The sequence below is a fragment of the Escherichia sp. MOD1-EC6098 genome (genome assembly GCF_002965865.1).
In the GTDB taxonomy this organism is placed as follows: domain Bacteria; phylum Pseudomonadota; class Gammaproteobacteria; order Enterobacterales; family Enterobacteriaceae; genus Escherichia; species Escherichia marmotae.
This window is the reverse complement of sequence record NZ_PTSN01000003.1, coordinates 176,091-195,377: the sequence shown is the minus strand read 5'-3', so window position 1 is coordinate 195,377 and position 19,287 is coordinate 176,091. Positions and strand designations below refer to the sequence as shown.

The 19,287-nt window shown below is 50.3% G+C and carries 18 protein-coding genes; 8 read left to right on the top strand and 10 right to left on the bottom strand.

Translation table 11 applies throughout. From position 1 onward, the window contains the following. The first annotated feature begins 1 nt into the window (after position 1). Entirely contained in the window at positions 2-808 is an 807-nt protein-coding gene (gene sapF, locus C0K55_RS05535; RefSeq protein WP_000573415.1) for a peptide ABC transporter ATP-binding protein SapF, read from the top strand. Positions 809-869: 61 nt separating this feature from the next. On the opposite strand, the gene C0K55_RS05530 is transcribed toward sapF, so the two are convergent. From C0K55_RS05530 to C0K55_RS05510, 5 genes are all read right to left on the bottom strand, one after another. Further along, entirely contained in the window at positions 870-2,033 is a 1,164-nt protein-coding gene (locus C0K55_RS05530; protein WP_061090512.1) for a multidrug effflux MFS transporter, read from the bottom strand. An 8-nt stretch (positions 2,034-2,041) separates the two neighbouring features. Next, the gene (locus tag C0K55_RS05525; protein WP_000946209.1) at positions 2,042-3,415 is read right to left on the bottom strand and encodes an efflux transporter outer membrane subunit; all 1,374 of its coding nucleotides are present in this window, start codon (positions 3,413-3,415) and stop codon (positions 2,042-2,044) included. Between the two features lie 3 nt (positions 3,416-3,418). Then, complete coding sequence (locus tag C0K55_RS05520) at positions 3,419-6,526, bottom strand: efflux RND transporter permease subunit (RefSeq protein WP_000492824.1); 3,108 nt, start codon at positions 6,524-6,526, stop codon at positions 3,419-3,421. Next, entirely contained in the window at positions 6,526-7,647 is a 1,122-nt protein-coding gene (locus C0K55_RS05515) for an efflux RND transporter periplasmic adaptor subunit (protein ID WP_001516483.1), read from the bottom strand. Before C0K55_RS05515 ends, C0K55_RS05520 begins: the two co-directional genes overlap by 1 nt. Before the next feature lie 148 nt (positions 7,648-7,795). Next, positions 7,796-8,362 (bottom strand): TetR/AcrR family transcriptional regulator, encoded by a 567-nt coding sequence (locus C0K55_RS05510; RefSeq protein WP_000202112.1) that lies wholly within the window; start codon positions 8,360-8,362, stop codon positions 7,796-7,798. 423 nt (positions 8,363-8,785) lie between these two features. On the opposite strand from C0K55_RS05510, the gene fabI reads away from it, so the two are divergent. The 3 genes from fabI (at position 8,786) to C0K55_RS05495 (ending at position 12,858) form a co-directional block, all read left to right on the top strand. Next, positions 8,786-9,574 carry an enoyl-ACP reductase FabI gene (gene fabI, locus C0K55_RS05505; RefSeq protein ID WP_000506507.1) on the top strand — a complete coding sequence of 263 codons (789 nt, stop codon included), beginning with the start codon at positions 8,786-8,788 and terminating at the stop codon, positions 9,572-9,574. A 142-nt stretch (positions 9,575-9,716) separates the two neighbouring features. After that, positions 9,717-10,856, top strand: a complete 1,140-nt coding sequence (locus tag C0K55_RS05500) for a CMD domain-containing protein (RefSeq protein WP_105265993.1) — start codon at positions 9,717-9,719, stop codon at positions 10,854-10,856. Positions 10,857-10,923: 67 nt separating this feature from the next. After that, positions 10,924-12,858: an exoribonuclease II gene (locus C0K55_RS05495; protein ID WP_000484960.1), complete on the top strand. Its 1,935-nt coding sequence runs from the start codon at positions 10,924-10,926 to the stop codon at positions 12,856-12,858. A gap of 62 nt (positions 12,859-12,920) precedes the next feature. On the opposite strand, the gene C0K55_RS05490 is transcribed toward C0K55_RS05495, so the two are convergent. Then, positions 12,921-13,043 carry a hypothetical protein gene (locus tag C0K55_RS05490; protein ID WP_000323866.1) on the bottom strand — a complete coding sequence of 41 codons (123 nt, stop codon included), beginning with the start codon at positions 13,041-13,043 and terminating at the stop codon, positions 12,921-12,923. Positions 13,044-13,096: 53 nt separating this feature from the next. Here C0K55_RS05490 and pdeR point away from each other — a divergent pair, with 53 nt between their 5' ends. Beyond that, complete coding sequence (pdeR, locus tag C0K55_RS05485) at positions 13,097-15,082, top strand: cyclic di-GMP phosphodiesterase (RefSeq protein ID WP_000849463.1); 1,986 nt, start codon at positions 13,097-13,099, stop codon at positions 15,080-15,082. On the opposite strand, the gene C0K55_RS26490 is transcribed toward pdeR, so the two are convergent. Next, a complete protein-coding gene (locus C0K55_RS26490; RefSeq protein ID WP_214678595.1) occupies positions 15,064-15,192 on the bottom strand; it encodes a hypothetical protein in 129 nt (42 codons plus the stop codon). The two genes, pdeR and C0K55_RS26490, sit on opposite strands and share 19 nt — an antisense overlap. Positions 15,193-15,230: 38 nt before the next feature. Between C0K55_RS26490 and C0K55_RS05480 the strand changes: the two genes are divergently transcribed. The 3 genes from C0K55_RS05480 (at position 15,231) to osmB (ending at position 16,729) form a co-directional block, all read left to right on the top strand. Continuing rightward, positions 15,231-15,404, top strand: a complete 174-nt coding sequence (locus tag C0K55_RS05480) for a YciZ family protein (protein ID WP_001288366.1) — start codon at positions 15,231-15,233, stop codon at positions 15,402-15,404. 88 nt (positions 15,405-15,492) lie between these two features. Continuing rightward, entirely contained in the window at positions 15,493-16,242 is a 750-nt protein-coding gene (gene yciT, locus C0K55_RS05475; RefSeq protein WP_001088603.1) for a DNA-binding transcriptional regulator YciT, read from the top strand. 268 nt (positions 16,243-16,510) lie between these two features. Next, complete coding sequence (osmB, locus tag C0K55_RS05470; protein WP_000498252.1) at positions 16,511-16,729, top strand: osmotically-inducible lipoprotein OsmB; 219 nt, start codon at positions 16,511-16,513, stop codon at positions 16,727-16,729. 127 nt (positions 16,730-16,856) lie between these two features. Here osmB and yciH read toward each other — a convergent pair whose 3' ends face one another. The 3 genes from yciH to lapB all read right to left on the bottom strand — a co-directional run bounded on the left by yciH (position 16,857) and on the right by lapB (position 19,282). Then, the gene (gene yciH / locus C0K55_RS05465) at positions 16,857-17,183 is read right to left on the bottom strand and encodes a stress response translation initiation inhibitor YciH (protein ID WP_001516486.1); all 327 of its coding nucleotides are present in this window, start codon (positions 17,181-17,183) and stop codon (positions 16,857-16,859) included. Further along, entirely contained in the window at positions 17,183-17,920 is a 738-nt protein-coding gene (pyrF, locus tag C0K55_RS05460) for an orotidine-5'-phosphate decarboxylase (RefSeq protein ID WP_000176253.1), read from the bottom strand. The genes yciH and pyrF overlap by 1 nt, the downstream gene beginning before the upstream one ends. A 192-nt stretch (positions 17,921-18,112) precedes the next feature. Continuing rightward, a complete protein-coding gene (lapB, locus tag C0K55_RS05455) occupies positions 18,113-19,282 on the bottom strand; it encodes a lipopolysaccharide assembly protein LapB (RefSeq protein WP_000891363.1) in 1,170 nt (389 codons plus the stop codon). Between the last annotated feature and the right edge of the window lie 5 nt (positions 19,283-19,287).

Genomic DNA, 19,287 nt, shown 5'->3' with positions numbered 1-19,287 from the left:
GATGATAGAAACCCTGCTCGAAGTGCGTAATTTAAGCAAAACGTTCCGCTACCGAACCGGCTGGTTTCGTCGTCAGACCGTAGAAGCCGTAAAACCCTTGAGCTTTACGCTGCGTGAACGCCAGACGCTGGCGATTATTGGCGAGAACGGTTCCGGAAAATCGACGCTGGCGAAAATGCTGGCGGGAATGATTGAGCCAACCAGCGGTGAGTTATTGATTGACGATCATCCGCTGCATTTTGGCGATTACTCTTTCCGCAGCCAGCGGATTCGCATGATCTTTCAGGACCCGTCGACCTCGTTGAATCCACGTCAGCGTATCTCGCAGATCCTGGATTTTCCGCTGCGCCTGAACACTGACCTCGAGCCTGAGCAGCGGCGCAAACAGATTATTGAAACGATGCGTATGGTCGGACTGCTGCCGGATCACGTCAGTTACTATCCGCATATGTTGGCACCAGGGCAAAAACAGCGTCTGGGTCTGGCTCGCGCACTAATATTGCGCCCTAAAGTCATTATCGCGGATGAAGCTCTCGCCTCGCTGGATATGTCGATGCGTTCGCAGTTGATTAACCTGATGCTGGAGTTACAAGAAAAACAGGGCATTTCTTATATTTATGTTACCCAACACATCGGGATGATGAAGCATATCAGCGACCAGGTTCTGGTCATGCATCAGGGCGAAGTGGTCGAGCGCGGCAGTACGGCTGACGTGCTGGCATCGCCGCTACATGAACTCACCAAGCGGCTCATTTCCGGGCACTTTGGCGAAGCGTTGACGGCAGATGCGTGGCGCAAAGATCGTTAATCTTCGGCGCCTCATTCTGACAGGGGGAAATCCCCGTCAGAATGAGGCATTCATTAATCCATTACTTCTGACTGTCGATTCTGGTGAGAGCAACCAGCAATGCCAACGTGTAACACACCGTAATCGCCAGACTCATTTTTAACAGAGTTTCCCCACCTACTCCCGATAACGGCGCAGCTATACCGCCAAAGACAAACATACTCATCCCCATCAGCGCAGATGCCGTTCCTGATTCTTGCGTCCCTACAGCACTCATTGCCTCAGCCCCACCAACAGTGCCTATGCCGCTACAAAATGCGATGGTGAAAAATAATGCCACCAGTGCCGGAATGGGTAACTGCAACCATGCACATAAGACAGTGAGCAATGCACACAGAATCGCCGCTACCAGGCCGCCTCTCAACAATTTCATCGGGTTAAGTCGTCGGGCCAGTCGTGAGAAGACCCATGAAGCGATGATAAGCCCGATGCCGTTAAGGCCAAACACCAGGCTGAATTGCATTGGGCTAAAGCCAAATTCTTTCTGTAATACGAAAGACGAAGAACCGATGTACGCAAACAAGCCAGCCAGCATAAAACTTTGAATCAGGCAAAAACGCATGAAACGGCGGTTCTGCACCACACTTCGTCCGGTTAATAGTAATGATGAGCCCCTTTTATTTTCTGGCAATGTCTCATGGATAAATAACAGACAGCCCAGCAACAGTACGGTGCTAATTTCAGCCATTACCCAGAATAAAGTGCGCCAGTCAAAGGTGCTGACAATGTAACCTCCCAGCACTGGCGACAATACCGGAGCCAGGCCATTCACCGTCATTAACAGTGCAAAGAACTGGGTCAGCGTTACCCCCTGATATTTGTCACGAGCAATAGAACGAGAGAGCACCGAACCACCTGCCCCCGCGATCCCCTGAATAAAACGCCAGACCACCAGCCAGTAAATATTGTTAGTTGTCGCGCACAAAATGGAGGAGACAATAAACAATAGTAACGACAAGATTAACGGGCGTTTACGTCCTATTTTGTCGCTCAGAGGGCCAAATAACAGTTGCCCTACGCCAAGACCGATTAGTGACGCGGTCAACGTCAATTGCGTTATGGTCGTGGTTGTCGCCAGTTGCTCCGACATCTCAGGTAATGCGGGCAAATAAAGGTCAGTACACATCGGGCCGATACCGGCTAAAAGACCAAGAATCAATGCCCATGAAAGAGAGACTCTAGCCATACTATTCCTTACTTAAGTGATGACATGCCGCCGCCCAGCGACTGCCAGAGTGTTACCCGGTTTGTGAAATCAGTCAGTTGCAATGCCAGTAACGCCTGCTGTGCGCTCCACAAAGTGCGTTGTGCCGTCAACACGGTCAGGTAATCACCGACACCGGCCTGATAGCGGCGCAGGCCAATATCGACCGTTTGTTGTTCAGCTTTAACATACTGACGCTGTGCATCCAGTTGTTCTTCAACTGTTGCTCTACGAGCCAGCGCGTCAGCAACATCTTTGAAAGCGCTCTGAACGGTTTTCTCATAGGTGGCAATAAGCCCGCGCTTTTGTGCTTCTGCGTAACGAAGCTGCGCCAGATTACTACCGCCGGTGAACAGCGGTAATGTTACCGAGGGCGCAAATGACCAGACCTGCATTCCGTGGCTGAACAGCGACGATAATGCGTCGCTGCCGACGCCAGCACTTGCAGTCAGCGAAATCGTCGGGAAAAAGTTAGCCCGCGCGGCACCAATATCAGCATTGGCGCTCTTCAGATTATGTTCCGCTTCCTGGATATCCGGGCGACGCAGCAAAACGTCAGATGACACTCCCGCAGGAACCAGGCTTATCATCTGCTCCGGCAGGCTTTCCAGTGTTCCCGGTAGCAGATTTTCCGTAAGTGTTGTACCCGCCAGTAAGTTCAGGGCATTTTTATCCTGCATCACTTGCGTCTGATAGCTGGCAACGCTGGCGCGCGCCTGCTGATAGATACTCATCGCCTCGCTGACATCTGTCGCTGCCGCCGTGCCAACCTGCTGCTGGCGCTGGATAATTTTCAATGAGTTCTCTGCGCTGGCCATCGTTTCTTTTGCCAGAGCCAGGTTGCTGTTATCGGCCGCCAGGGTCAGCCAGGCGGTGCTGATTTCGGCAATCAGCGTTAAACGGGTGTTCTGGGCTGTAAATTCACTGGCAAGCCAGGTTTCTCGCGCTGCCCGTGACAAACTCTGATTACGACCAAACAGATCTAACGTAAAACTGGACACCGTACCGTCAGCCTCAGCAGTGGTCCCCGTGCCATTCGCCAGCGAACGACTGCGGGTCGAACTTAAGGTTGCATTCACCGTCGGGAATAACGACGCATTAGTTTGCCCATAGAGCGCCCGCGCTGAGTCAATATCAGCAATCGCTTTTTGCACATCGCGGTTACTGTTCAGTGCAATGGTCACCACTTGCTGCAATCGGGGATCGTGGATCACCTGTTGCCAGTCATGGCTGATTGCCTTCCCCTGCCCCTGTGCTCCCGGCAAGCTCGCCGGGATTGGGGATTCGGGCGTGCTGTAGTGGGGATCGAGCGAGACACATCCCGCACTCAACAGCACCAGAAAAATTAGAGAACGACGCAACATAACTTACTCCTGACGGCGCGGTTTACCGGCAAACAAACGTTTAACCAGCACAAAAAACAGAGGAACGAAGAAGATGGCCAGTAATGTAGCGGTCAGCGTACCGCCAATAATGCCCGTACCAATGGCGATGCGGCTGTTCGCACCTGCACCGGTCGCCATCGCCAGCGGCATAACCCCCGCAATAAACGCCAGCGAGGTCATGATGATTGGACGTAAACGGGTCTGCGCCGCGCGTAATGCCGCACGACTCAGGGAATAGCCCTCAGCAACCGCCGCTTCGGCAAATTCCACAATCAGAATGGCGTTTTTCGACGACAAACCGATAGTGGTTAATAGCGCCACCTGGAAGTAAACGTCGTTGTTTAAATCACGCATCCAGGCCGCCAGCGCCGCACCGAGCAGCCCCAGCGGGATCACCAGAATGACCGAGAACGGAACTGACCAACTTTCGTACAGTGCTGCAAGGCAGAGGAAAACCACCAGAATAGAGACCGCATACAGACTCAGTGCCTGACCGCTGGCCAGTTTCTCCTGCAATGACAAGCCACTCCAGGCCCAGGTTGTCCCTGCCGGAAGGTTGTTTGCCAGAGCTTCCATTTTTGCCATCGCGTCGCCAGAACTAAAACCACTCGCGTTTTCCCCCTGAATTTCATAAGCCGCGGAGCCGTTGTAACGCACCAGTTTTTCCGGGCCATAGATCCAGCGCGTAGTAGCAAAAGCAGAGAATGGCGTCATGGCGTTATCGCTACCGCGCACAAACCATTTCCCTAAGTCTGACGGCGCAGAACGAAACTCACTGTCGCCCTGAATGTAGACTTTTTTCACACGGCCACGGTCAATAAAGTCATTCACATAAGTACCGCCCCACGCGCTGGCCAGCGTATCGGTGACATCACTTAAACTCAAACCCAGCGATACAGCTTTATTGTTATCAATATCTACCTGCAATTGCGGCATTTGCGGCAGGTCATTGGCACGTACAGAAATCAGCTCAGGGCTTTGATTAGCCTGTTCAATCAACTTGTTACGCATTTGAAGTAAGGTTTCACGGTCAGTAGCACCACTTGCCATTAATTCAAACGTAAAGCCATTGCTATGCCCCAGACCATCAACCGCAGGTGGAGTCATGGCAAATACCGTAGCATCACGAATTGCCCCCAACTCTTTGGTTGCCCGTAAGGCAATGGCCTGGGCGGTATTTTCTGCACCCTTACGTTGTGACCAGTTTTTCAACGAGACAAACGCCATCCCGGTGTTCTGCCCGCTACCACTAAAACTAAAACCATCAACGGTAAAAATGACATCAGTGTTTGCTTTTTCGTTTACCAGGAACCAGTCAACAATCTGGCGGTTTACTTCTGCTGTACGAGCTGCGGTCGCTCCGGCTGGCAGCGTGTACTGCACCATGATTTCGCCCTGGTCTTCAGTGGGTAAGAAACTGCCCGGCAGTTTCCACATCATCAGAGCCATTCCACCGCCCAGCACGACATAGACACCCATAGCCCGCACCGCACGACGCAAAACATAAAGGACGCCATGCTGGTACTTTTCTTCAGTACGACGGTAAAAGCGGTTGAATGCGCCGAAAAAACCTTTTTTATGCGGTGGAACATGATGGAGGACAGAACCACAAAGCGCAGGAGTCAGCGTTAATGCGACCACCACGGAAAGCAGCATGGCGGAAATAATGGTTATCGAAAACTGACGATAAATTACCCCCGTAGATCCCCCAAAGAACGCCATTGGCAGAAATACGGCAGACAGTACCAGAGCAATAGCAACCAGAGCGCCAGAAATTTCGCCCATTGATTTTTCCGTTGCTTCACGCGCAGGCAGTCCTTCGTCACGCATAATACGTTCGACGTTCTCCACCACCACAATGGCATCGTCCACCAACAGGCCGATCGCCAGTACCATTGCAAATAACGTCAGGGTATTAATCGAATAGCCAAACAACGCAAGAACGCCAAACGTCCCCAGCAAGACGACCGGCACGGCTAACGCCGGGATCAGCGTAGCGCGCAGGTTTTGCAGGAATAAATACATCACACAAACCACCAGTACGATGGCTTCAAACAGCGTCTGAATTACGTCCTCTACGGAGATTTTAATAAATTCAGTGCTGTCTTTTGGGTAAGCGATGTCGTATCCCTGTGGCATGTTGCGCTGAAATTCTGCGATTTTATCCTTTACCAGCGTCGCCGTGTTTAACGCATTCGCTCCCGGTGAGAGCATCACGGCTACCCCTGCGGCCGGATGACCGTTCAACTTACTGATGGCGTTATAATCTTCGCTACCCATCTCAACGCGAGCCACATCCTTGATGCGAACAACCGCGCCGTCTGACTGGCTTTTAACAATAATATTTTTAAATTGCTCAACGGTTTGCAGGCGTGACTGAGCACGAACTGTTGCCGTCAATTGTTGCGTGTTCGATGACGGTAAAGCACCGATTTTCCCGGCAGTAACTTGCACGTTTTGCGCTTCAATTGCACTTTGTACATCGGATGGCATCAGCGAGTATGAGGCCAGTTTGGCTGGATCAAGCCAGATGCGCATCGCATATTCAGCCCCAAAAACTTGCAGACTCCCTACGCCTTCAACACGCGCCAGCGGGTCCTGAAGATTACTCACCAGCCAGTCAGCAATATCGGAACTGGTCGCTTTGTCGGTAGTGTCATATACGGCAGCAATCAGCAAAAAGTTGCTTTGTGATTTCTCCACCGTGACACCGGTTTGCTGTACTTCGCTCGGTAAACGTGACTCCGCCTGCTGTATTTTATTTTGTACCTGCACCTGCGCGGTATCAGGGTCAGTGCCTTGTTCAAACGTCACATTAATACTGACTGAGCCATCCGAACTACTGGTGGAACTGAAGTAGAGCAAATTATCCAGCCCGGTAAGTTGTTGTTCGATAACCTGAGTTACGCTGTTTTCCAGCGTTTCGGCAGAAGCACCGGTATAAGTAGCTGAAATTCTGATGGTCGGCGGCGCAACATCAGGATATTGCGCGACGGGTAATGTGCGAATGGCCAGAATCCCCGCCAACATAATCAAAATGGCGATAACCCAGGCAAAGACGGGTCTGCGAACAAAAAAACGCGAAAACATCAGGCATTGCCTCCATTAGCCTGAACCTCAACGGCCTTGACGGTCTGCCCTGAAGTTACTTTGGCGGAACCTTCGACAATCAGTCGGTCACCGTTGTGCAGGCCGTTCAACACCAGCCATTTATCACCGTAGGTTTCTCCCGTTTCGAGCGTGCGCTGCTCTACTTTATTGTCTTTATTCACCACCAGCGCGGTAGCATTACCTTTAGCATCACGCGTAACACCTTGTTGCGGCGCGAGAATAGCGTTTTCCATCACGCCTTCATCGACACGAGCGCGAACAAACATACCCGGTAACAACTGCTGCTGTGGATTAGGGAAAATCGCCCGTAATGTCACCGAACCGGTAGATTCATCAACGGCCACTTCGGTGAGTTCCAGCCGACCTTTTTCGCTATACGTTGTACCATCTTCCAGGATAAGTGAGACGCTCATGGTATCGCTGTTGGTTGCCAGCGACTGTTTGCGCAGACGCAGTAAATCGACACTGGAGCGAGTGAGATCAACGTACATCGTTTCCAGACCACGAATAGTCGTTAACGCCGTATCCTGCGACGCGGTTACCAGTGCGCCAGGCGTCACCGACGAAATGCCTATGCGCCCGGAAATCGGCGCGGTGACCGTGGTCCAGTCAAGATTAATTCGCGCGGTTTCCAGTGCAGCTTTTTTCGCTTCTACACTGGCTTTATCTTGTGCACAGGTAGACTGAGCATCATCAGCATCCTGTTGTGACACGCCGCTATCTTTCACCAGTCGGGCATAACGCTGCGCTTTCTGGCAATCGGCTTTTACCAGTGCCTGCGCCTGTTGCAACGCAGCACGGGCTTCATTCCATGCCGCCCGATAACTGGCCGAATCAATCTGGTAGAGCGGCTGTCCGGCCTTAACCAGATCACCTTCCTTAAACAAGCGTTTCTGGATAATTCCCCCAACCTGCGGACGTACTTCAGCACTGAGTGCCGCACTGGTGCGCCCGGTTAATTCACTGACTACAGAAACCGGTTGAGATTTGAGCGTAACAACGCCCACTTCTGTTTCCGACGGGGATGAATTGTTATTTTGCGTATTATCACAACCAGATAAGAGCAGCATTGCCACTACAGACGTTGCTATATACTTCATTATTTTCTCCAGGGTGAACAATACCCTCCTCATTAAAATTAATGAGGATATGTCAGGGATATTCAGATATAACGAACCCGCATCGCGAAATAAATTTCGCAATGAAATAAGGGGGATTAATATCCCCCGCTATCGGTTAATTCTGTTCTTATTTATTTATCAACATACTAATAATATCCTGATATATTTCCTGCAGACGTTGTGGATCGCTTTTTTGCGGTGTTAAACGACGATAAACCGTACCTTCCATCATAGTGGCGAGCACCTCAACGCAACAACGAATGTGCTCATCGCTAAGATGGGGATGCATTCTTTTCATATGCGCACAACCGTTAGCGAACATTCTGGCGTCAGCTTCCTCGAGCATTGCCATCACCCGCGGGTTGCGTGTTGCTTCTGCGGCCACTTCCAGCATCAACGCGTCGTCGTCTTCATTTAAGGATTTCCGCAAGGCAAGGACTTCCGGGAAGCGATCGGTACGCGCGTCAATGTCCATCTGAGCAATACGAAAGTCGATGATACGGCGAACCATCTCTTCAATAATGGCGTCTTTATTGGCGAAGTAACGGTAGATCTGCCCGACGCTAAGCTGAGCTTCGCTGGCAATTTGCGACATACTGGCGGCATGAAAACCGCAGCGATGAAAACACCGACGGGCGGCGTTGATGATTTCATCCTGGCGCTGTTTGTGACGTATCTCCAGCTTGCTAGTCATTTCTGTCTCCTGGCCTTCCACTTAGTGAGAATGATCATTCTCATTTTGGCTAATTATACGTTTCTCCAAAGTAATGGAAAGTATTTTTATCTTATTCATGATGCATATTCTGATAATGAAGAGATTGTGGAGATTCTGTGAAGATGGTTGAAATATTACGTTGATGTCAGTTCATCAGAGAAAGGCAGCGACGTGTTGTCGCCAGATTCTATGAGATATTCCCATAACCTGCCCCTGAAGATGTCAGGATCAGATAGAACAAAATGTTCTGTACTGTAGCTTCTCCCCCGTACAGAAAGCGCAACTATAGCCACCCACAGCCAGGTTGATTATAATAACCGTTTATCTGTTCGTACTGTTTACTAAAACGACGAATCGCCTGATTTTCAGGCACAACAAGCATCAACAATAAGGATTAAAGCTATGGGTTTTCTTTCCGGTAAGCGCATTCTGGTAACCGGTGTTGCCAGTAAACTGTCCATCGCCTACGGTATCGCTCAGGCGATGCACCGCGAAGGAGCTGAACTGGCATTCACCTACCAGAACGATAAACTGAAAGGCCGCGTAGAAGAATTTGCCGCTCAATTAGGTTCCAGCATCGTTCTGCAGTGCGATGTTGCCGAAGATGCCAGCATCGACACCATGTTCGCAGAACTGGGTAAAGTCTGGCCGAAATTTGACGGTTTCGTACACTCTATTGGTTTTGCACCTGGCGATCAGCTGGATGGCGACTATGTTAACGCCGTGACTCGTGAAGGCTTCAAAATTGCCCACGACATCAGCTCTTACAGCTTCGTTGCAATGGCAAAAGCTTGCCGTTCTATGCTGAATCCGGGTTCTGCCCTGCTGACTCTTTCCTATCTGGGCGCTGAGCGCGCTATCCCGAACTACAACGTTATGGGTCTGGCGAAAGCGTCTCTGGAAGCGAACGTGCGCTATATGGCTAACGCGATGGGTCCGGAAGGTGTGCGCGTTAACGCCATCTCTGCTGGCCCGATCCGCACTCTGGCCGCTTCTGGCATCAAAGACTTCCGTAAAATGCTGGCACACTGCGAAGCGGTTACTCCGATTCGTCGTACGGTTACCATTGAGGATGTGGGTAACTCCGCAGCGTTCCTGTGTTCCGATCTCTCTGCCGGTATCTCCGGTGAAGTGGTTCACGTTGACGGCGGTTTCAGCATCGCTGCAATGAACGAGCTGGAACTGAAATAATCGTTCTGTGGGTAATGATGGGCGGCGTTGCGCCGCCCATTTCTCTGTTATACCTTTCTGATATTTGTTATCACCGATCCGTCTTTCTCCCCTCTCCGCCTTGCGTCAGGATAACGATTTCCGTTATGACCAAGGAACGCCCATGGAACAACGCCACAGTTCAGGCAAAAGCCACTGGTATCACGAAACGCAATCCAGCACTGCAGAACATGACGTTCTGCCTCTGGTTCCGGAAGCTGCACAGGTTACCGATCCTTTTCTGCTCGACGTGATCCTTGACGAAGAAACACTTGATCCCTTTCATTCGTGGCTGATCCCGGCGCGTACTCTTGCTGTAGAGCTATTTCCCAATCAGCTTGCGGCGACCCGTTTACAGACATTCACCGCCTATGAACGCCTGTCGACCGCTCTGACCGTTGCTCAGGTCTGCGGCGTCCAGCGTTTATGCAACTACTATTCCGCGCGTCTGACACCGCTTCCCGGACCAGACTCCTCCAGGGAAAGTAATCATCGTCTGGCACAAATCACGCAATATGCCCGTCAACTGGCCGGCTCTCCATCGATTATCGACAACCGATCGCGCCAGCATCTTCACGATGTCGGGCTTACCGCCTGGGACTGTGTAATTATCAATCAAATTATTGGTTTTGTTGGTTTTCAGGCGCGAGCAATTGCGACTTTTCAGGCTTATCTTGGACAACCTGTACGCTGGTTACCCGGTCTGGACGTGCAAAGCTACGCTGACAGCTCACTTTTTGCTGAAGTATCAACCGGCTGGCGTGCCTGCTACGATGGGGAAAAATTCTCTGGAGAGCAAGAGACGAATGCTCTCCTGTTGCCAGGCTCTGAACTTCGCCAACTGGCAGCAATCCTGAATCTGCATCCTGCCTCGTTTTCACTCTTTGTGGCGTTGTTATCCAGCCCGTTGGTAACAACAAAATCCAGCCATCAACTTGCTGCTTTACTCAGCGCACGAATTAACGGCAGTGCTGCCTGTTTCACCTCTCTCATACATTCAACATTTGAATATAAAGAAGCAATATCCATTCTGCGTCAGGGCGAAAACGAAATAAACCAGTGGGCTGACTGCCATTTTGTTGAGCGTGCTACGGTTCAGGCGATACAATGGCTGACACGAGCACCCGATCGCTTTAGCGCCGCCCAGTTTAGCCCGTTACTCGAACATGAAACATCATCAGCGCAGGTTATCAATCTGCTGGTATGGAGCGGGTTTTGTGGTTGGATAAATCGCTTAAAAATCGCGTTGGGTGAGACACATTAACCTTGCTGCGTCAGGCAGAATCGCGTAAAACTGTCAGCCGCTCTAATGGCCACCAAAATAGACAATTATGTTTCAGGACAACCCGCTGCTAGCGCAGCTTAAACAGCAACTGCACTCCCAGACGCCCCGCGCTGAAGGGGTGGTAAAAGCCACTGAAAAAGGCTTTGGCTTCCTGGAAGTCGACGCACAGAAAAGTTATTTCATTCCGCCGCCGCAGATGAAAAAAGTCATGCATGGCGACCGAATTATCGCGGTGATCCACAGTGAAAAAGATCGTGAATCCGCAGAGCCAGAAGAACTGGTTGAACCGTTTCTGACTCGTTTCGTGGGTAAAGTTCAGGGCAAGAATGACCGTCTGGCCATCGTGCCTGATCATCCACTCTTAAAAGACGCTATTCCTTGCCGCGCTGCCCGCGGGCTGAATCATGAGTTTAAAGAAGGCGACTGGGCGGTTGCCGAAATGCGCCGCCATCCGCTGAAAGGCGATCGTTCTTTCTATGCCGACCTGACTCAATACATCACTTTTGGTGATGACCACTTCGTGCCCTGGTGGGTAACCCTGGCGCGCCATAACCTGGAAAAAGAAGCACCAGATGGCGTCGCCACCGAAATGCTCGATGAGGGTTTGGTTCGTGAAGATCTCACCGCGCTGGACTTTGTCACCATCGACAGTGCCAGCACGGAAGATATGGATGATGCCCTCTTCGCGAAGGCGTTACCGGATGACAAACTGCAGTTAATTGTCGCAATTGCCGATCCAACCGCGTGGATTGCCGAAGGCAGCAAGCTGGACAAAGCAGCGAAAATTCGCGCATTCACCAACTATCTGCCGGGCTTCAACATCCCGATGCTGCCGCGCGAGCTTTCTGACGATCTCTGCTCACTGCGTGCCAATGAAGTGCGCCCGGTACTGGCATGTCGGATGACGTTGTCTGCTGATGGCACCATTGAAGACAACATCGAATTTTTTGCCGCTACCATCGAATCCAAAGCCAAACTGGTTTATGACCAGGTTTCCGACTGGCTGGAAAACACCGGCGACTGGCAGCCAGAAAGTGATGCGATTGCCGGACAAATCCGCCTGTTAGCGCAAATTTGCCAGCGTCGCGGCGAATGGCGTAATAACCATGCGTTGGTGTTTAAAGATCGCCCGGATTACCGTTTTATTCTCGGTGAAAAAGGTGAAGTGTTGGATATCGTCGCTGAACCACGCCGTATTGCTAACCGTATTGTCGAAGAAGCGATGATCGCCGCTAACATTTGTGCGGCCCGCGTGCTGCGCGATAAGCTCGGTTTCGGTATCTATAACGTGCATATGGGCTTTGATCCGGCAAATGCCGAGGCGCTGGCAGCATTGCTGAAAACGCATGGCCTGCATGTTGATGCCGAAGAAGTGCTCACACTGGACGGTTTCTGCAAACTGCGTCGTGAGCTGGATGCGCAACCGACTGGCTTCCTCGACAGCCGCATTCGCCGTTTTCAGTCTTTTGCGGAAATCAGCACCGAACCGGGTCCTCACTTTGGCCTCGGTCTGGAAGCGTATGCCACCTGGACTTCACCAATTCGCAAGTATGGCGACATGATCAACCATCGTTTGCTGAAAGCGATCATCAAAGGCGAAACGGCGACGCGTCCGCAGGATGAGATCACCACCCAAATGGCAGAGCGTCGTCGTCTCAACCGGATGGCAGAACGTGATGTCGGGGACTGGTTGTACGCGCGTTTCCTGAAAGACAAAGCGGGCACTGACACCCGTTTTGCGGCAGAAATCGTCGATATCAGCCGGGGCGGTATGCGTGTGCGTCTGGTCGATAACGGCGCTATCGCCTTTATCCCTGCACCGTTCTTACACGCCGTGCGCGATGAGCTGGTTTGCAGTCAGGAAAACGGCACCGTACAAATTAAAGGTGAAACAGTTTACAAAGTAACCGACGTTATCGACGTCACCATTGCCGAAGTACGCATGGAAACCCGCAGCATTATTGCGCGCCCTGTCGCGTAATCTCTTTTTACGGCCCATTCATTACGGATGGGCCGTTTGCCTTTCCCTTCCCCCACATTCGTTTATCTCAGCAGATTTTTTTTAATGACATCCGTTTGAAAACTGGCGTTTTCCCAAAACTGGATTACAAATAAATATATAAAAAAAACAATACGTTTAACCGCCATTAATTTCATGTAAGCCATATGAACCGTTCATTTAACTGCGGGACTCCGCTGTTAACCGGAGGGTATGCATCATGAAAACCATTAGGGAGTCCACAACGTTGTACAACTTTCTCGGATCGCACAACCCATACTGGCGGTTGTCGGAAAACAGTGATGTTTTGCGTTTTTCCGCCACCGAAACAACGGAACCTGAACGTACTCTGCAGTTATCTGCCGAACAGGCTGCTCGTATCCGGGAAATGACGGTTATCACCTCCAGCCTGATGATGAGCCTGACAGTCGATGAGAGTGATCTTTCTGTTCATCTGGTGGGACGAAAAATCAATAAGCGTGAATGGGGTGGAAACGCGTCAGCATGGCATGACACACCGGCGGTAGCTCGTGATTTATCACACGGACTGTCCTTTGCAGAACAAGTGGTTTCTGAAGCCCACTCTGCAATAGTGATTCTGGACAGTCGGGGAAATATCCAGCGTTTTAACCGGTTATGTGAAGAGTACACGGGGCTGAAAGAACACGATGTCATCGGGCAAAGTGTGTTTAAACTGTTTATGAGTCGTCGTGAAGCTGCGGCATCCATGCGCAATAACCGTGGATTTTTTCGAAACGGCAATGCATATGAGGTAGAAATCTGGATACCCACGCGTAAAGGCCAGCGGCTGTTTCTGTTTCGCAACAAATTCGTGCATAGCGGCAGCGGCAAAAATGAGATCTATTTAATCTGCTCCGGCACCGATATCACCGAAGAACGCCACGCCCAGGAGCGCTTGCGAATTCTGGCTAACACCGACAGCATTACAGGGCTGCCGAATCGTAACGCTATGCAGGAATTAATCGATCACGCCATTAATCAGGTGGATGAAAGTAAAGTCGGCGTGGTTTATCTCGATTTAGACAATTTTAAAAAAGTGAACGATGCCTACGGGCATTTGTTTGGCGACCAGTTGTTACGCGAGGTTTCACTGGCCATTTTAAGCTGTCTTGAGCCGGATCAGGTACTGGCGCGCTCTGGCGGCGATGAATTTCTGGTACTCGCACCAAACACCTCACAAAGTGCCCTGGAAGCAATGGCATCGCGGATTTTGACCCGCCTGCGTCAGCCTTTTCGCATTGGTTTAATCGAAGTTTATACTGGCTGTTCGATCGGTATTTCACTTTCACCGCAACATGGCCCAGACAGTGCGGCAATTATTCGCCACGCCGATACGGCAATGTACAGTGCCAAAGAAGGCGGTCGAGGGCAATTTTGCGTTTTTTCACCAGAAATGAATCAACGGGTATTTGAATATCTGTGGTTGGATACCAACCTGCGTAAAGCACTGGAAAACGATCAGTTAGTTATTCACTATCAACCGAAAATCACCTGGCGCGGTGAAGTGCGCAGTCTGGAAGCTCTGGTGCGCTGGCAGTCGCCCGAACGCGGACTAATTCCCCCACTGGACTTTATTTCCTATGCGGAAGAGTCCGGTCTGATTGTGCCTCTGGGTCGTTGGGTTATTCTTGACGTCGTTCGCCAGGTGGCAAAATGGCGAGATAAAGGCATCAATCTTCGGGTGGCAGTCAATGTCTCAGCACGCCAACTCGCTGATCAAACTATTTTCACTGACCTGAAACAGGTACTCCAGGAACTTAAATTTGAGTATTGCCCTATTGATGTCGAGCTGACTGAAAGCTGCCTGATTGAAAACGACGAGCTGGCGCTTTCCGTTATTCAGCAATTCAGTCAATTAGGCGCACAGGTTCACCTGGATGATTTCGGCACTGGCTACTCTTCCCTTTCTCAACTGGCACGATTTCCTATCGATGCCATTAAACTCGACCAGGTTTTTGTCCGTGATATTCACAAACAACCTGTCTCACAGTCGCTGGTACGGGCAATTGTCGCCGTAGCTCAGGCCTTGAACCTGCAGGTTATTGCCGAAGGCGTAGAAAGCGCAAAAGAAGATGCTTTTTTAACCAAAAACGGCATCAATGAGAGACAAGGATTCTTGTTTGCCAAACCGATGCCCGCCGTAGCGTTTGAACGCTGGTATAAACGTTATCTGAAACGCGCATAAAGAGACGAATATATATATTTAACGGTATATAATTCCATTACATATCGTATTCGTGAATGATAATTAACCTTTGCCGTTAAGCACTTCTCTTTTAGCGGCAATTTTTGCATTATTTATTTTCACCTTTTTTGCCTTAAGGATACCCTTGATGTCTGAATTTGATGCCCAGCGCGTTGCCGAACGTATTGATATTGTGTTAGATATCCTTGTGGCAGGCGATTACCACTCTGCGATCCATAATCTTGAGATACTTAAAGCAGAACTCTTGCGCCAGGTTGCTGCATCTACGCCAGACATCCCGAAGGCACCATGGGAGATTTAACAATCGTGCTTTCAGTTTTCCCTATTTAAGGATGCCCGGCGCGTCAGCATTTTTTATTGAGTATTATAACGTTATAAGAATTACAGCGATGAATTCCCGACAACAAACTATTCTACAGATGGTCATTGACCAGGGTCAGGTTAGCGTAACCGATCTGGCGAAAGCCACTGGAGTTTCCGAAGTTACTATCCGCCAGGATCTCAACACCCTCGAAAAACTTAGCTATCTACGCCGTGCACATGGTTTTGCTGTTTCGCTTGATAGCGATGATGTCGAAACCCGTATGATGAATAATTATACGCTGAAACGTGAACTCGCTGAGTTTGCCGCCTCACTGGTTCAAGCGGGAGAAACCATCTTTATCGAGAATGGCAGCAGTAATGCCCTTCTGGCCCGCACATTGGGTGAGCAAAAGAAAAATGTCACCATCATTACGGTCAGCAGCTATATAGCGCATTTATTGAAAGACGCCCCTTGTGAAGTCATTTTACTTGGCGGTGTGTACCAGAAAAAAAGCGAAAGTATGGTTGGTCCTCTGACACGTCAGTGTATCCAACAGGTGCATTTCAGTAAGGCATTTATTGGTATCGATGGCTGGCAACCTGAAACCGGGTTTACAGGTCGCGACATGATGCGTACCGATGTGGTCAATGCTGTACTGGAAAAAGAGTGCGAAACCATTGTCCTGACTGACAGCTCAAAGTTTGGTGCCGTACATTCTTACTCCATCGGCCCTGTTGAGAGAATCAAACGCGTTATAACCGATTCAAAGATTAGCGCCAGCGATCTGATGTCTTTGGAACACAGTAAATTAATCGTTCACGTCGTTGACATATAATCACTTTCCTTCCTTACGGATGATTTGCTCTAACGCAAATCATCCGCACTAAGATGATTCCTGGTTGATAATTAAGACTATTTACCTGTTATTAACACCCTAACGTTATAAACTTATTATCAGCGATATAACAGGAAGTCACTATCACCTGCGTGATATAACCCTGCGCGCGAGAGGATTTCACGGAATAATTTTACATGGCCTATTCTGAACTATTATAGTTATAGAGAGCTTACTTCCGTGAATCATAAATTCAGGAGAGAGTATTATGTTTGTAACGAGCAAAAAAATGACCGCGGCTGTTCTGGCAATTACACTGGCAATGTCTCTAAGTGCCTGTTCTAACTGGTCTAAACGGGACCGAAACACCGCAATCGGTGCAGGTGCAGGGGCTTTAGGCGGTGCAGTACTGACTGATGGCAGCACGCTGGGTACATTAGGTGGTGCAGCAGTTGGTGGTATTATCGGTCACCAGGTCGGTAAATAATCGTAAATAAATGTCGATTAGCAACTCGCTATTATAATACGCTTGACTCGGTTCAGTACGAAATAACTGAATAATACACACAGTGAAATAAACGAAAGCCACGAAAATATTTCCGTGGCTTTTTTTGTTAACCGCCTGCGAGTTTTACCTTCATCCCTTTCGCTTCAAGCAGTGATTTTAATAAATCACGCTTATCCCCCTGGATTTCGATAATTCCATCTTTTACTGCCCCGCCGCAGCCGCATTTTTTCTTCAGTTCAGCCGCCAGCTTTATCAGTTCGGCATCATCGAGATCGACGCCGGTAATCAGGCATACGCCCTTACCTTTACGCCCACTGGTTTGCCGTTGGATGCGCACCACTCCGTCGCCTTTTGGTCGTACAGGGGTCGCTTTGGGTTCATCAATACGTCCAGTTTCCGTTGAGTAGACCAGACGGCTGTTAGAATCACTCATCATGCACTCCGTTGTAACGAGGTGTTGATCGCTTTCAGCGTTTGCGCCGGGGCCGCCGATTGCGTTACCGGGCGACCAATCACCATATAATCAACGCCTGCCGCCAGCGCCTGTTCCGGGGTCATAATGCGGCGCTGATCGCCAGCGTCGCTCCCCTGCGGGCGAATACCCGGCGTCACCAGTTTGAAATCCTGACCAAATGCTTGTTTAAACCGCACAGCTTCCTGGGCTGAACACACAACACCGTCAAGGCCGCATTTTTGCGTCAGCGCCGCCAGACGCTCTGCATAATCTGCCGGTGACAGTGTCACACCAAGATCGGCCAGATCGCTGGCTTCCATACTAGTGAGTACAGTCACAGCGATTAATAGCGGCGCATCTTTGCCAAACGGAACCAACGCCTCACGTGCTGCGGTCATCATACGTGCGCCGCCAGAGGCATGAACGTTTACCATCCACACGCCTAAGTCAGCCGCCGCTGCCACGGCGTGCGCTGCGGTATTGGGAATATCGTGGAATTTCAGGTCGAGGAAGATATCAAAACCACGTTGTTGCAGTTCACGAACAAACTGCGGCCCAAACAGGGTAAACATCTCCTTGCCTACTTTCAGACGGCAATCGCGTGGGTCGATCTTGTCGACAAACGCCAGCGCAGCGTCACGATTATTATAATCAAGGGCAACAACAACAGGAGAATGAGTAACAGCGCGGGAAGGAGATGAAGCAGTTAACGTCATGACCAGACCTTCTTGATGATGGGCACCGGAAGTGGCGCAAAACAGGTAAACGGCGTGCATTCTACCCGTGGAAATAAAAAATTAACAGTTACGATTTTCCCCCTGCCAGTCTTTTTCTGCTCAGGCGTTACCGAAGCTATTTGTAAAAATAACCATTAGTATGTTGTAACTAAAGATAGTTTTTTTTATAAATTACAGTCCATCCAGGCCACGAATCGGTTTAATGGTTGACCAGGCACGGCAGGACGGACAATGCCAGTAAAGCGTGTATGCAGTAAAACCACACTTCTGGCAGCGGTAACGCGGCTTACTACGCACCTTCTCGCCCACCATGTCACGCAACACCATCAGGCTCTCTTTGGCGCGCCCTTCTTCCGCTTCGTTAAGGTGGTAATCCATCAACTTGTGGAACACGCGCATCGTCGGATGGCGTTGTAGCTGGCGCGTAATATAGACCTGTGCGGCTTCGCTGCCATCGCGCGCTTCAATGATGTCGGCAAGCATCAGTTCAGCATCTGCCCCCGTATTCTCCTCCACCGCACGCTGGAGAAACTCTGCCCATTCGGCAGTTTTATCCAGTTGCTGATAGCAGGTTTGCAGCATTTCCAGCGTTTCGCTGACCAGCTCTCTGTCCTGGGAGATAACGCGTTGCAGGCTCTCGACCGCTTTTGCGTACTCCCCTTTTGCCATGAAAACACGTCCCATCATAATGGACACGCGGGCGCTGTTTTTGTCGGCTGCCGCCCCTTTTTTCAACAAGGCCATAGCGCGATCGAGATCGTCACTGGCCATGTGCTGAAGGGCTAATTCACAGTAGAAATGGGCGATTTCGACTCGCTGTTTATCTTTACCAAGCTTCACCAGGCGTTCTGCAACATCAATTGCTTTCTGCCATTCACTGGTGGACTGATAGATTTGCAACAGTTGTTGCAATGCGCCAACTCGGAAGTCGGTTTCATCAGTCAGTTGATTAAACATATCTTCCGCGCGATCGTATAAACCCGCCGCCATGTAATCACGCCCCAGTTGCTGAATTGCCAGCAGACGCTGCTCATAGGTCAACGAGGCACTTTCCATTAAGGTTTGATGAATACGAATAGCGCGATCGACTTCGCCACGCGAACGGAATAAGTTTCCGAGCGTAAGGTGGGCTTCAACGGTGCCTGTATCCTCTTTCAGCATATCGAGGAACAGATCCACCGCTTTGTCCTGTTGATTACTAAGCAGGAAGTTAACCCCTGCTACGTAATCACGTGACAGGCGGTTGGCTTCATCTTGCTTGTTTTGTTGCGCACTTCTGCGGCCCATATACCAGCCATAGGCAGCGGCTACAGGCAAGAGCAGAAACAACAACTCCAGCATAGAAA

Coding starts and splice junctions, on each gene's coding strand:
- C0K55_RS05490 (WP_000323866.1), bottom strand. CDS start 13,043: ATGGCTTACATGAAATTAATGGCGGTTAAACGTATTGTTTTTTTTATA.
- C0K55_RS05510 (WP_000202112.1), bottom strand. CDS start 8,362: ATGACTAGCAAGCTGGAGATACGTCACAAACAGCGCCAGGATGAAATC.
- pdeR (WP_000849463.1), top strand. CDS start 13,097: ATGAAAACCATTAGGGAGTCCACAACGTTGTACAACTTTCTCGGATCG.
- yciH (WP_001516486.1), bottom strand. CDS start 17,183: ATGAGTGATTCTAACAGCCGTCTGGTCTACTCAACGGAAACTGGACGT.
- C0K55_RS05500 (WP_105265993.1), top strand. CDS start 9,717: ATGGAACAACGCCACAGTTCAGGCAAAAGCCACTGGTATCACGAAACG.
- fabI (WP_000506507.1), top strand. CDS start 8,786: ATGGGTTTTCTTTCCGGTAAGCGCATTCTGGTAACCGGTGTTGCCAGT.
- osmB (WP_000498252.1), top strand. CDS start 16,511: ATGTTTGTAACGAGCAAAAAAATGACCGCGGCTGTTCTGGCAATTACA.
- lapB (WP_000891363.1), bottom strand. CDS start 19,282: ATGCTGGAGTTGTTGTTTCTGCTCTTGCCTGTAGCCGCTGCCTATGGC.
- C0K55_RS05515 (WP_001516483.1), bottom strand. CDS start 7,647: ATGAAGTATATAGCAACGTCTGTAGTGGCAATGCTGCTCTTATCTGGT.
- C0K55_RS05495 (WP_000484960.1), top strand. CDS start 10,924: ATGTTTCAGGACAACCCGCTGCTAGCGCAGCTTAAACAGCAACTGCAC.
- C0K55_RS26490 (WP_214678595.1), bottom strand. CDS start 15,192: ATGCAAAAATTGCCGCTAAAAGAGAAGTGCTTAACGGCAAAGGTTAAT.
- C0K55_RS05530 (WP_061090512.1), bottom strand. CDS start 2,033: ATGGCTAGAGTCTCTCTTTCATGGGCATTGATTCTTGGTCTTTTAGCC.
- yciT (WP_001088603.1), top strand. CDS start 15,493: ATGAATTCCCGACAACAAACTATTCTACAGATGGTCATTGACCAGGGT.
- sapF (WP_000573415.1), top strand. CDS start 2: ATGATAGAAACCCTGCTCGAAGTGCGTAATTTAAGCAAAACGTTCCGC.
- C0K55_RS05480 (WP_001288366.1), top strand. CDS start 15,231: ATGTCTGAATTTGATGCCCAGCGCGTTGCCGAACGTATTGATATTGTG.
- pyrF (WP_000176253.1), bottom strand. CDS start 17,920: ATGACGTTAACTGCTTCATCTCCTTCCCGCGCTGTTACTCATTCTCCT.
- C0K55_RS05525 (WP_000946209.1), bottom strand. CDS start 3,415: ATGTTGCGTCGTTCTCTAATTTTTCTGGTGCTGTTGAGTGCGGGATGT.
- C0K55_RS05520 (WP_000492824.1), bottom strand. CDS start 6,526: ATGTTTTCGCGTTTTTTTGTTCGCAGACCCGTCTTTGCCTGGGTTATC.